The sequence below is a fragment of the Streptococcus sp. ELY_90 genome, assembly GCF_058314475.1.
This window is the reverse complement of sequence record NZ_JBZFUJ010000023.1, coordinates 1-12673: the sequence shown is the minus strand read 5'-3', so window position 1 is coordinate 12673 and position 12673 is coordinate 1. Positions and strand designations below refer to the sequence as shown.

The following is a 12673-nucleotide window of genomic DNA, read 5'->3' as shown; positions in this document are numbered from 1 at the left end:
GCAGGAAAGCCTTTTTATTTTGGTCAAATTCAAGTAAATGCCTTAGTTATTGTCACCTCAGGACATACTTTCTGGAGAATTTTAAAAAAAGACAAACCTCCAAAAAGAAGTTTGTCTTCGGTCTGTAATATATATATATATATATATATATTTGTAAACATTTTGTCATTTTTCTAAAAAACATAGACTATAAAAAACCCAAGTCCACATGAACTTAGGTTTTCTTATTCCTAGAAATGTTAACCTGCAAAGCTGTTCCAAATAACAGCGATAAGGAGGGCCGGCAGGAGATTGGCGACTTTGACCTTTGTATCGAAGGCCAGATTAGTGCCGATACAAAAGATAATCGCGTTGCCCACAAGGGCTATACCATCAACGGCCTGACTTGACAGAAAATTTCCTGCTAAAGCTGCTAAAAGCGTGACGCCGCCCTGAAAAACAGCTACCGGAATGGCTGAAAAGATGGCGCCTCGGCCTAAGGAGGCTGACAAAATAGCAATGATAATCAAATCCAGCACACCCTTAGCCAGCAGGATAGAAGCATCGCCGTAAATACCATCTTGAATAGAGCCGACAACAGCCATCGCTCCGACACAGACGGTGCAGGTTGCTGTGACAAAGCCGTCAACAAACTGACTGTCTCCTTGGCTGCCTGTTTTGCGTTTGAGAAAATCACCGAACTGCTCAATGCGTGCCTCGATCTGACAGAGCTCACCCAGAACAGCACCAAGAGCCATACTGATAATCAGCAGAAAACTATGCCCGCTTTGAAGATGATTGTTATCAACCGCCATCATTTTCCCAAAAACACCGGCAATGGCTAAAAAGATGACCGCTACACCTGTTGCCTGCATCAGGGTTTTCTGCAGCTGGGGTTTGAGATGGTTTTTAAATCCCAGCCCCAAACCGCCGCCAACTATAATCAAAGCAACATTCATTACAGTGCCCAATGCTAATTCTCCTTCTCTTTATCAGAGATGGTCAGCGACAGCGGCCAAAAGCTCTTGAATAGCTCCGGCGTCTGTTCCGCCAGCCATAGCCATGTCAGGTTTTCCGCCGCCGCGGCCGGAAACAATTGGTGCGAGTTCCTTAATCAAATTGCCGGCGTGGATGTCCTTACTCTTGCTGGCAACAAGAACATTGACCTTTTCACCGATACTTGCTGCTAAAACAAGAACGTCTGAGTAGTCTTTTTGCTTCCAATTATCAGCAAAGGTGCGCAGAGCACCTGCATCGGAAACCTCAACTTGACTGGCAATGTAGCGAAGACCGTTTGCTTCTTTCACCTCTTTGAAAATATCGCCGGCTGCAGCCGCAGCTGCTTTTTCTTTCAATTCGGCATTTTCTTTTTGCAGCTGGTGAAGCTGTTCCTGAAGGGCAGCGACCTTGCTTACAACTTGATTCATTTGCGGCACCTTAAGGGTTGCAGCAATTTCTTTGAGGCTGTCTTCTTCCTCGCGGTAAGCCTCAAAGGCTTCTTTGCTGGTTACTGCCAGGATGCGGCGCGTCCCTGAACCAATACCTTCTTCTTTGACAATCTTGAAGATGCCGATTTCAGAAGTGTTCTTCAGGTGAGTACCGCCGCACAGCTCTACCGAGTAATCTCCAATGGAAACGACACGGACATTTTTCCCGTATTTTTCGCCAAAGAGAGCCATAGCTCCCATCTTCTTCGCCGTATCAATATCTGTTTCAATAGTTGTCACGGGAACAGCTTGCCAGATCTGTTCATTGACTTCGGCTTCAATGCGGCGGAGCTCTTCAGCTGTAACAGCTTCAAAATGCGTAAAGTCAAAGCGCAGGAAGCCTTCTTCGTTGAGAGAACCGGCCTGAGTAGCGTGATTGCCGATGACATTGTGAAGCGCAGCGTGGAGCAAGTGAGTTGCCGTGTGGTTTTTCATGACACGATTGCGGCGTTCATGGTCAATTTCCAGCCTGTAAACTGTTCCGACTGACAAGCTGGCCAAAACTTCTACCGTGTGCAAAGGCTGACCGTTTGGTGCTTTTTGAACATCTGTCACCCGCGCAACGGTATCTCCCTTATCATTTTTGATAAGACCATGGTCAGCGACCTGACCGCCCATTTCAGCGTAGAAAGGTGTTTCTGCAAAGACAAGAAGAGCCTCTCCTTCTGAAACCGCTTCGGTGCGCTCATTGTCTACAATGATAACAGACAGCCTACTGTCGAGAGCTTCATTTTCATAATTAAAGACTGACTTTTCAGTTATACTTGACAGGGTTTCATTTTGCATACCCATTGAGCCGCCTTTAACGACGCTGGCGCGAGCCCGTTCCTGCTGCTCTTTCATGGCAGCTTTAAAACCATCATGGTCGATCTTAAAGCCTTGATCTTCAGCCAATTCTTCGGTCAATTCTACAGGGAATCCATAGGTATCATAGAGCTTGAAGATATCCTGACCGGCAAGCATATCCTTGCCTGCTTTTTTAAGCTCAGCCAGCAATTGATCCAAGTGGCCTGAACCGGCATCAATGGTGCGGGCAAAAGTTTCTTCTTCACGTTTAACGATTTTTTGAATAAAGTCTTGTTTTTCCAAAATTTCTGGATAATAAGACTCCATAATTTGTCCGACCGTCGGAACCAGTTTATACAAGAAGGGCTCGTTGATACCAAGGCGGCGTCCGTGCATGACAGCACGGCGCAGCAAACGGCGCAGAACATAGCCGCGTCCTTCATTTCCGGGAAGAGCCCCATCACCAATAGCAAATGAAAGTGAGCGAATGTGGTCGGCAATGACCTTAAAGCTCATATTGTCACCGTCCGGATCGTAAGTTTTACCGGATAATTTTTCAATCTCACGGATGATTGGCAGGAAGAGATCAGTTTCAAAATTGGTCTTAGCCCCCTGCATGACTGCCACCAAGCGTTCTAAACCAGCTCCCGTATCAATGTTTTTATGCGGCAGTTCCTTATACTCAGAGCGCGGAACAGCAGGATCTGCATTGAATTGAGACAGTACGATATTCCAAATTTCAATATAGCGGTCATTTTCGATATCTTCAGCTAAGAGGCGGACACCCAGATGATCCGGGTCAAAGTCCTCTCCGCGGTCAAAGAAAATTTCGGTATCCGGTCCTGAAGGGCCGGCACCGATTTCCCAGAAATTATCCTCAATCGGAATCAAGTGGCTGGGATCTACGCCGACCTCAATCCAGCGGTTGTAGGACTCCTTGTCATCCGGATAATAAGTCATGTAGAGCTTGTCTTTGGGAAAATCAAACCACTCAGGGCTGGTCAAAAGTTCAAAGCCCCATTTGATGGCATCATCGCGAAAATAATCGCCGACCGAAAAATTGCCCAGCATCTCAAACATGGTGTGGTGGCGGGCAGTTTTGCCGACATTTTCAATATCATTGGTCCGAATCGCCTTTTGCGCATTGGTAATACGAGGATTTTCAGGGGTTACTGACCCATCAAAGTATTTCTTCAGCGTTGCGACTCCTGAATTAATCCAGAGCAGGGTCGGATCGTTGACGGGAACCAGATTAGCAGACGGTTCGATCGCGTGATCCTTAGATTTCCAAAAATCCAGCCACATCTGGCGTACTTGAGCACTTGTTAATTGTTTCATCTTGTATGAATTCCTTTCTTATTTCGAATTATTTTCAAGTTCCTTGACATAGTCAATGGCAATCACTAGCGAGATAACCAGGTCAGAATAAACCTCATCATAGACCTGAATCGTGTAGGTTGAAGCCAGTTTAAACCACTCCTGCGAAATGCGGGCAATGACCTGGCCGTCATGCAGCAGTTCAAAATCCATATCCCAGAAATTGCCTTGGACGGTGATGCCTAAATGATCAATACTGTAACGAGGCTTGAAAAAGGTCATTTCTTTTCTAATAGTAAAATGCTGACCGTTTGCCATACTGACATCAAAGGCAGCAGGGAAAGCAAACACCCGTTTTTCAATTTTACTGACAGGATTTTCCGCCATGTCCTTAACAGTAAAAGTCTTAGGAATCTTAAAGAGGCTTCCCTCTACTTGATAGCAGTCTATTCCCAGTTCATCACTGATGGTAAATTTGCCGGCCATAGACCACATTTTTTCCTTGATTTTAAATTCTTTTGCCATACACCTGTCCTTAAACAAAGACAAGTCCATCAAACGAAGGGCGAAAAAACCGCGGTACCACCTTCATTCAATGAACTTGTCATTCTTATTTTCGTATTCAATTTAACAATCAAGCAGCAAGATCTCTCGCTTTGCATAGCTCGCATCAACCGCTATTTTTCTGGGGCAAAGAGGTGAAAAATCAATTCTTGATAGAACAATTATACTGTCTTTTACAGCATTCGTCAATCCTTACAGACTACTCTGCTGCTGTTGTTTCAGCATCTGTCGTTTGGTCATCGGCAGCTGTTGTTGAATCAGCGCTTGAAGCTGCTGTTGTCGTTGTTGAATCAGATGAGGAAGAATCACCTGCTGTGGCATATTGTGAGAGGATCTCACTGAACGCCTTGTCTTTAACTTTTACATTAGCTTTCTTGAAGGCCTTGCCGATAACGGCATTGCGGAAATCAGTGTCTGTTAGTTTTTGATTGATGATAATTTCTTTCAGACGCTTTTTGTAAGCCTTCCAGTCAGCGTTTTTGCTTTCTTTCTTAGTTACCTTGACAATGTAATAGACAGGCTTGTACGTTGAAGAATCGGCTGTTGTAATAACATCAGACACACCGTCTTTGTCAAGCGCAAAGGCAGCTGTCAGCACCTGACTCGGAAGATCTGTCGAACCTGAGTCAAATGTGTATTCTGTTTTATCACCCTTAGTATTGTCTTTGGCGATTTTGGCAAAGTCTGCTCCGTCTGCTTTGGCATCTTCTAAGACAGATTTGGCCTTGCTTTCGTCATCCAGCTGGATAATCTGAGCCGTTACTTCCGGCTTGTAATCCTCATAAGCCGCCTTATAATTGGCATCTGTCAATTCTTTTTCAGCTTCTTCTTTCACCGCATATTCCAACAACTTTTCAGAACGAATTTGTTTCTTGTAGGATTCTTTAGTATAGCCGCGGGATACCAGGATACTTGAGAAAGAATCTCCGTAATATTTTACTGCTTCGTTATAGGCTTTGGTGACTTCTTTGTCAGAAACTTTGTCTCCGTATTGTTTTTCAAAGACTTTTGAAATGACCAGAGACAGCACAGCTTGTTTCGAAGCGGTTGACTCTTTAACTTCATTATAAAAGTCTGAGACAGTGATGGTGTCACCCTTCATCGTAATGATTTTGCTGCTTTGTGATGTCTTGGAACAAGCCGCCAATGTGACAACAGAAAGCAAGGTCACAAGTCCTGTAACAATCGTACGTTTTTTCATTCTTGATAAACTCCTTTTTGTCATTAACCCTTTCATTATATCATAATTTCTTAAAGATGACTTAATCGGGCAGTTTGGCTTCTTTAGTATTCTTACGAATCATCAGCAGACCGTCGCCAAGCGGCAGGAGACTGGCTGTCAGATCAGGATTTGTCAGGGTCGCATCAAATAATTTCTGCAGACCGCGGTAGATAGCTCGTTGACTGCGATGAATCTCGTCCAGCGGCTTTGTCACATCGCCCCCTTGAAAAACATCATCCATAACAACAAGGCCGCCAACTGTCAAATGCTCTAAAACAGCCGGCAAAAAAACAATATACTTTGATTTTGCCGAATCCATAAAGACAAAATCATAAGTCTCGTCAAGATCAGCTAACATTTCCGAAGCTTCTCCTTCAATCAGACGAATCTGCCTGCGGCTGTCGTATGCAGCAAAATTCTCCTTGGCCAGAGCAATCATCTCAGGATTGCGGTCAATCGTTGTGATTTCGGCCGAAGGAGCACTTTCAGCCATTAAAAGTGCTGAAAAACCAATAGCTGTCCCGATTTCAAGAATTCTTTGGGGCTGCAAAAGCTCCAGCAAAAGACGAAAGTAGGCAGCTGTCTCCGGCGGGATGATCGGAATATTTTCAGACTGTGCAAAATCTTCCAATTTTTTTAGAAAACCTGTATTCTGGGCCTGCTGCTCACGCATAAAGCGAACAACTTCTTCTTTTACTACAGGCCGGCGCATATTGCGGTTGGCATTTTTACTGTACGTTTTAACCATAATGTCTTTATTATAACAAAAATTCTCTGGGCAGTGCCAGAGAATTCTTCCTTAAAGCTCTTCCAGCAGAAGCAAGTCTTTCAAAGTCTCAATCTTACGATTGTCAGCTGAGTCAGGCTGATGGAGATTGATAGAGTGGATACCGGCATTTGCTGCCGCTTCTGCATCCAGCCTGCGGTCACCGATATAATAGACTTGCGATTTATCCAAACCATACTTATCCACCAGATAGCAGATTCCTTGAGGATGGGGGTTTCTGGCAAAACCATTGGCAGAGGTAATGACCTCCGTGAAAAATCGGTCAATCCCCAAGCGCTCAAGCACTGATTGCGTTGTCGCTCCCTTGTGGGTATAAATGAAATGCTGGGTGCCCTTTTCCTTGGTTTTCTGCAGAACCTCTTTAGCGTAAGGCATGAGGCTGATCATATGGTCACGTGCTTCTTGCTCACGATTAAAAAAAACCAGCAATTCGTCAAAAGACAGATGGTGTTCAGCTGCCAGCTTTCTTAACAAACTGCCGACCGATTCTTTAATAATATAATCCATAACCCAGTCCTCATCAAAGGGCAGGCCATAGGACTTATAAAGCAAGATCAAAACCTCACGAATGGCTCCATAGGACTCCACCAGAGTCCCATCAAAATCCCAGATAAAAGCTGTCATAAAATTTTTTCCTACACTCATAAATTATGCCCAATCACTTTTTTCAAACCAGCAATAAGTAATTTTTAAAATTATTATACTTAATTGTAACATAAAAGGCAGGACTATCTAAACAATTATTAACAGTTTAGTTTAGATAATCCTGTTTTTTGTTTTGATTTAAGTTCTTAAAAATCTGTTATCTTAAATCTTCGCCATTAGATGCAATAACTTTTTGATACCAAGCAAAACTATCTTTTTTCAGACGTTTACCTGAACCATTCCCATAATCATCAAGGTCCACATAGATAAAGCCATAACGCTTTGACATTTCACTTGAAGAACATGAAACGATATCAATTGGCCCCCAAGCATAGTACCCGCGAACATCAACGCCATCTTTAATAGCTTCTTTCATTTGCTCAATATGAGCACGATAGTAATCTATTCGATAATTATCATGGACTTCTCCGTCAATAAGCTCATCATAATAGCCTACTCCATTTTCAGTTACATAAATAGGTTTTTGATACCGATCCCAGAATTTATTTAACAAAACCCTAAAACCTATAGGATCAATTGTCCAACCCCAGGGATTGGCAGGTAGAGCTTTATTTCTATAGGATTCATTCCCTTTTTCATAGCTTTCTTTACTGACAACTCGTGTGTAATAATATGAAAACGAAAAGAAATCACAAGTATTTTTCAAATCCTCCTCATCATTTTCTCCGAATTTAAGTTTTATTCCATGATCATCAAAAAATCTAAAAGCATAGCCTGGATAATAACCGCGAAGCAAGACATCAGAATAAAAATATTCCATCTGATTATGCTTAAGAGCAGCAAGATTGTCCTCTGGTTTACTGCTTGCTGCATAATCCGGACCACCACATAGCATCATTCCAATTTGCAGATCTGGATATTTTTCATGGGCATAGCGTGTTGCTCGAGCACAGGCTACCATTTCATTATGAACTGCCTGATATTTTGCAGATGCCAAATCCTCAACTCTATCTTCTGCTACACCTAGATGATTGAAAGATTCATGACCAATCAAATTAATTTGATTGACAAGCACCCAGAGTTTTACCTTATTTGCATAACGGTCAAATAAAACCTGACAGTAATTCTGGAAGAATCCAATCATTTCTCTTGAATACCAACCTTTGTAATTTAGAGTTAGATTTAAAGGCATTTCATAGTGTGAGATGGTTATCATCGGCTCCATCCCATTTTTTATGATTTCATCAATCAAATGATCATAAAAAATTAACCCTTTTTCATTTGGCTCTTTATCGTCACCGTTTGGAAAAATACGTGCCCAATTAATACTGGTTCGAAAAGTTTTTAATCCGAGATCAGCTAACAAAGCAAGATCCGTTTGATAAGTGTGATAAAAATCAATGCCCCAGCGCTTAGGAAAAATACGACCATCTCCATGACCTGACTGCATTGCTTCTTTAACATAAGCTAAAGTCAGCTCATCATTATACTTTTTTTCAATAGCAATATTGTCGTGAAATTCGTTAATATCCGCAACACATAATCCTTTACCATCTAGATCATAAGCTCCTTCAAGCTGATTAGCTGCCACTGCACCTCCCCATAAAAAATCTTTAGGAAAACCATTTGGTATTTGCATTGTCTACTTCTCCTTTCTTGCAGTATTTACTGACACTATTTGCTCTAACTTGCCCAGTCTTTCTTCATATACTTTACCAATTTTAATGATTTGCTTAGCAATATTTAATTCACTGTAAATAGTCATCAGCGTATCTTGAGCATGCGCAAAAAGTAAAGAATAATCTCTTTTTTTACCCTGTGTCTCCGCCTGAATCGCATCTGTTTGGATTCTGTGAGCCAAAATAATCTTATCATTAGCTTCTTTTATCTTAAGTTCTGCTACTTCAAAATTTGTTTCTGCAACAGCTTCTAAAGCTTTCTTACAAGCAACTCTGGCATCTCCTGAATGTAAAATAATAGACATAGCTGCCTGAACAATTTCTTCTTCTAACATAATGTGATACCTTTCATTAAGATGATATTTCTTCGTTTAAACTTTGTTTTTCATAAGCTTTAAAGAACGGAAACCAAATAAGAGCCGAAACAACAAAAGTCAAAACGGCAAAGAGTACTGCTGCTATTGACCCTTGTGAGGCAATCCAGGTCGAAATAGGGTACGGGCAATACCACACATCAAACTGAATTGTTGGAATTGGAGCAAAGGCCACTACTTTTGTTGCAATAACAGTTATGGTTGGCAATATAATACCAATTATCCAAGTTGGAATCATCATAATAGGGTTCCAGGCAACACAGCCAAAAATCACTGGCTCATTGATATTAAAGATGGCAGGAACTAAGCAAGCACGCCCCAGTGCTTTTAATTTTTTAGCTTTCGATGTTGCTAGCATAAGAACCAGAGGGAACGTACAGGCAACACCACCCCACCACATATACATAGTGAACTGCATGGTTTCTGTAAAAATATTAAGATCAGCAGCAGTTGCTGTCCCAGCTGCTGCCATTGAGATATTCGCTGCAATAGAAGCGAGTTTAACTGGTTCAGATACAGGAGATAGCACCCAAGTTGAAATTCCCATTGAATAGATGAAACAAGCAATAAAATTGAAAAGAATAAAGCCATACCAAGTATTTAAAATACTTCTTAGTGGCATAAAGAAACCTGAAATAATAGCATAAAGATTAACATTAGCAACCTGAACTAGTAAAAATCCTCCAAAAACAATAGTTGCAATAGGTAACAGTGAATCAAACCACTGGCGAACAAAATCAGGAATGGCACTATCTTCTTTAAAAAATGAGAATTTACCAAACAATGAAAATACTAAACTTACAATAATGCCTGTCATAATCGCACAAAACATTCCTCCTGCACCGAATGCGCTTGAACCAAAACCTGCTTTACCCTCGGTCGTCAACTCTGGTGTAATCGAAATAAAAAATAAGATAATCCCGCTTGAAGCTGCTATGAGCCGCTGCTTTCTCAACCGCTTTCGTTCACAGTAGTTGAAAGGAATCAGAAATGATACCAACACCGAGACCATTCCCATCGTCCAGCCAAAGGGTGTCCAAAAAGAGAACGGAAGTTTTATAAAGTTTTCAATAACTGCACCGACGCAAAACAAAGACCCCAGTAATATAAATGGAAGAATCTGCATAACAGAATCTTTTATAGTCACAATCCAAATATTTTGAGCAAATTTATTCATTTTAGGTGCAAAACTTTTTTCAAGCCAATCAATTAATTTAGTCATCATCAGACATCCTTTCAATAATCATTTCATTTCTTTTAATAAATGCTCCAGTGCCTGTTCTCCATCCAAAGTAGAATAATATTCCGGTTTCATCAGGATTGTTTTGATAGTTGTTCCTGCAACAACCTCTTCTACATCCTCAATAATATAATAAAGATGCGGACCTATCATAAGAGCATCTATCTCATCAATGTAGTTTTCAATTTCAGATTCACTTCTTGCCTTAATGTCAATATCTACTCCTTTCGCTTTGGCAGCCTTTCTCATATTGGCTGCTAGAAATCCTGAACTTGCTCCTGAGCCACAAACTAATAAAACATTTAATTTAGCCATCCTAAATACCTGAACCTTTCTTATTTTTAACAGTATTATCCAATACTATTTACCTTTTATCCAATAATCATTTTCACTCTGATAGTGCAACTCTGTATTGGAATAAAAAAAGATCCTATTTTATACTATTATGAAAGAACTCAACAAATAGAGAGGAGATAAACATGGAAAAAAAGCATTATATTTTAAGATTACTGATCGATAGTCAGCCATTAACTGCTCAGCAAATAGCCGATAAACTTAACCTCTCTGTACGTACCGTAAAAACATACATTAAAGATCTCAACACAACGTATCAATCCATTATAAAATCTACCCGCCAAGGCTATTGTATTGCTGAACCTTTAAAGGTCAAAACAATATTGCAAGAGAGTACCGAAGATTCTAATCGGATAAATGAATTAAGTCGAATATTACTGACTGAAAAACCTAATTTTGATATTTATGACCTTTCTGAAAAACTTTTTTATAGCGAATCTACCATAAAAAAAGATTTGCAAAATCTAAAAAAATATTTTAAAACATTCAATATTCAATTAACAACCAAAGGGGATAGGGTCTTTATTTCAGGATTAGAAACTGATAAAAGAAGAATTCTCAGTGACTTGTTGTATCAGGAATCCAATATTAATTTTGTTAACTTAGATTATCTCCAATCTAATTTTAAAATGATTGATATTGCAGAATTAAATCAACTGGTCATTCAAGAAATTCAAAAAGCACATCTTTTCATTAATGACTATTCCTTATCTAATTTAATTCTTCACCTCGCTATAACCATTGATAGACTCAAAAATGGTAATTACAGCTTTAAAACTGACTATCAAATGGCCTCTGGTATTGAATATGAACTTGCTACAAATTTAGCACACATGTTGGAAAAAGAATATACCATTCACTTTTCAGAAAATGAAACCGTGGAACTAGCTCTCTTAATAGCATCACGTGTCAGCCATTTAAGCAATGATAACTCTTCAAAAGAAACTATTTCTGACTATATCGGTAAGGAATGTTTAAAGCTAGTTGATAAAATTTTGACTGAAATCTATCTGAATTATGGTTTAAAAATCGATGATCCTGATTTAAAGCTACGCTTTGGACTGCATCTTAGCAATCTTATCACTCGATCACAAAATAATTATTTTAGCAAAAATCCTTTAGCAGATGACTTTAAATCCTCCTGCCCTTTAATATTTGAAGTGGCTGTCTTTATAGCAGCTATCATCAACCAAGAACTAAATATTAATATCAACAATGATGAAATTGCCTATGTCGCTTTTCACATTGGGAATGCTATTGAAGCTTCTAAAACTATTCAAAACAAGATTCGTGCTGTTCTGTTTTCACCCACTTATTATGATATCAATCAACAACTTATTGAGAAAATTCACCAAGCATTTTGGGATGATCTTATCATCAAAGATATAATCACTAATGAAAAAGAATTAGCGAATCTCAAAGATATTGAGCTTATCTTATCTACTGTTCCCTTGCAAAATCCTCCATCAATAACTGCGATTCATATTATGCCGTTTTTCAACTCCACAATCCACAGACAAATACAGGCCAAAATTCAAAGTTTAAAACTAAATAAAGAAAAATTACACTTCAAGATGACTATCGAAAAATTGATGAACAACAGTCTCTTTGAAGTGAATACAACTATAACTGACAAGTTAGAGTGCCTCTCCTATATGGCCAAAAAAATTATTAAACTAGGATATGCAGATGAGGGTTACCTTGAACAAATTTTAGAGCGTGAAAAGCTTTCAACAACGGCCTTTAACCATTTTGCTATTCCGCATACTATGAAAATGACAGCTAAAAAAACTTGCTTTTATGTTTTAATTTCTGAACGCGGTATTCCTTGGGATAAGCATAACGTTGCACTTGTCATTATGATGTGCTTTAGTCAAAGCGATAAGAGCATTTTCAATGATTTTTTTGAAAAACTAACCACTATTTTAAATAACAATACTAATGTCCGAAAATTAATCGCTCAAAAAAATTATGAAGATTTTGTGCAGTATCTTGTAACTTGCTATGAAAGTTAGATTATTAAAATGAATCTTATCTTTCCTTTACAAGCTCGAAGAATTTTTTTGAATTACAGTATACACGATAGTAAAATTTTAACTTCACATTGTCAAAACTATTATTTAACATAATTAAAAAAAGCTAGAACAACAATTAAAACTAGCTAGTCAGTCTTATTGTGCGGTCAAGAAAACCTCTCCAATGATGGAAGAGGTCAAATACTATGCAGGGGAGTTACTTAGACTTTCTGAACGTAGACAAGTTGTTCTAAATGAGATGG

At 39.5% G+C, this 12673-nt stretch carries 11 protein-coding genes and 1 pseudogene; 2 read left to right on the top strand and 10 right to left on the bottom strand.

Annotation, left to right across the window (positions count from 1 at the left end; all coding sequences use genetic code 11):
* Positions 1-239: 239 nt before the first annotated feature.
* The 10 genes from AC4HAF_RS09980 to AC4HAF_RS09935 form a co-directional block, all read right to left on the bottom strand.
* Complete coding sequence (locus tag AC4HAF_RS09980; protein WP_491097640.1) at positions 240-938, bottom strand: DUF554 domain-containing protein; 699 nt, start codon at positions 936-938, stop codon at positions 240-242.
* A gap of 33 nt (positions 939-971) precedes the next feature.
* Positions 972-3590 (bottom strand): alanine--tRNA ligase, encoded by a 2619-nt coding sequence (alaS, locus tag AC4HAF_RS09975; protein WP_491097639.1) that lies wholly within the window; start codon positions 3588-3590, stop codon positions 972-974.
* Positions 3591-3608: 18 nt separating this feature from the next.
* Positions 3609-4094, bottom strand: coding sequence for an LURP-one-related/scramblase family protein (locus AC4HAF_RS09970; RefSeq protein WP_491091452.1), 486 nt, complete (start codon positions 4092-4094; stop codon positions 3609-3611).
* A 238-nt stretch (positions 4095-4332) separates the two neighbouring features.
* Positions 4333-5334 (bottom strand): peptidylprolyl isomerase PrsA, encoded by a 1002-nt coding sequence (gene prsA, locus AC4HAF_RS09965; RefSeq protein ID WP_491097638.1) that lies wholly within the window; start codon positions 5332-5334, stop codon positions 4333-4335.
* Between the two features lie 61 nt (positions 5335-5395).
* Positions 5396-6103 (bottom strand): O-methyltransferase, encoded by a 708-nt coding sequence (locus tag AC4HAF_RS09960; RefSeq protein WP_491097637.1) that lies wholly within the window; start codon positions 6101-6103, stop codon positions 5396-5398.
* Positions 6104-6154: 51 nt separating this feature from the next.
* Positions 6155-6766 carry an HAD-IA family hydrolase gene (locus AC4HAF_RS09955; RefSeq protein WP_491097636.1) on the bottom strand — a complete coding sequence of 204 codons (612 nt, stop codon included), beginning with the start codon at positions 6764-6766 and terminating at the stop codon, positions 6155-6157.
* A 178-nt stretch (positions 6767-6944) separates the two neighbouring features.
* Entirely contained in the window at positions 6945-8387 is a 1443-nt protein-coding gene (locus tag AC4HAF_RS09950; RefSeq protein ID WP_491097635.1) for a glycoside hydrolase family 1 protein, read from the bottom strand.
* 3 nt (positions 8388-8390) lie between these two features.
* Entirely contained in the window at positions 8391-8762 is a 372-nt protein-coding gene (locus AC4HAF_RS09945; RefSeq protein WP_491097634.1) for a PTS lactose/cellobiose transporter subunit IIA, read from the bottom strand.
* Positions 8763-8778: 16 nt separating this feature from the next.
* Positions 8779-10026, bottom strand: a complete 1248-nt coding sequence (locus AC4HAF_RS09940) for a PTS sugar transporter subunit IIC (RefSeq protein ID WP_491097633.1) — start codon at positions 10024-10026, stop codon at positions 8779-8781.
* An 18-nt stretch (positions 10027-10044) separates the two neighbouring features.
* A complete protein-coding gene (locus AC4HAF_RS09935) occupies positions 10045-10356 on the bottom strand; it encodes a PTS sugar transporter subunit IIB (RefSeq protein WP_491097632.1) in 312 nt (103 codons plus the stop codon).
* A gap of 164 nt (positions 10357-10520) precedes the next feature.
* Between AC4HAF_RS09935 and AC4HAF_RS09930 the strand changes: the two genes are divergently transcribed.
* A complete protein-coding gene (locus AC4HAF_RS09930) occupies positions 10521-12410 on the top strand; it encodes a BglG family transcription antiterminator (protein WP_491097631.1) in 1890 nt (629 codons plus the stop codon).
* A 142-nt stretch (positions 12411-12552) separates the two neighbouring features.
* A pseudogene (locus AC4HAF_RS09925) lies at positions 12553-12673 on the top strand (IS110 family transposase); the annotation flags it as partial.

What these genes read in the sequence shown, in the direction of transcription:
- AC4HAF_RS09980 (WP_491097640.1), bottom strand. Translation starts at nt 938, where the DNA reads ATGAATGTTGCTTTGATTATAGTTGGCGGCGGTTTGGGGCTGGGATTT.
- alaS (WP_491097639.1), bottom strand. Translation starts at nt 3,590, where the DNA reads ATGAAACAATTAACAAGTGCTCAAGTACGCCAGATGTGGCTGGATTTT.
- AC4HAF_RS09970 (WP_491091452.1), bottom strand. Translation starts at nt 4,094, where the DNA reads ATGGCAAAAGAATTTAAAATCAAGGAAAAAATGTGGTCTATGGCCGGC.
- prsA (WP_491097638.1), bottom strand. Translation starts at nt 5,334, where the DNA reads ATGAAAAAACGTACGATTGTTACAGGACTTGTGACCTTGCTTTCTGTT.
- AC4HAF_RS09960 (WP_491097637.1), bottom strand. Translation starts at nt 6,103, where the DNA reads ATGGTTAAAACGTACAGTAAAAATGCCAACCGCAATATGCGCCGGCCT.
- AC4HAF_RS09955 (WP_491097636.1), bottom strand. Translation starts at nt 6,766, where the DNA reads ATGACAGCTTTTATCTGGGATTTTGATGGGACTCTGGTGGAGTCCTAT.
- AC4HAF_RS09950 (WP_491097635.1), bottom strand. Translation starts at nt 8,387, where the DNA reads ATGCAAATACCAAATGGTTTTCCTAAAGATTTTTTATGGGGAGGTGCA.
- AC4HAF_RS09945 (WP_491097634.1), bottom strand. Translation starts at nt 8,762, where the DNA reads ATGTTAGAAGAAGAAATTGTTCAGGCAGCTATGTCTATTATTTTACAT.
- AC4HAF_RS09940 (WP_491097633.1), bottom strand. Translation starts at nt 10,026, where the DNA reads ATGATGACTAAATTAATTGATTGGCTTGAAAAAAGTTTTGCACCTAAA.
- AC4HAF_RS09935 (WP_491097632.1), bottom strand. Translation starts at nt 10,356, where the DNA reads ATGGCTAAATTAAATGTTTTATTAGTTTGTGGCTCAGGAGCAAGTTCA.
- AC4HAF_RS09930 (WP_491097631.1), top strand. Translation starts at nt 10,521, where the DNA reads ATGGAAAAAAAGCATTATATTTTAAGATTACTGATCGATAGTCAGCCA.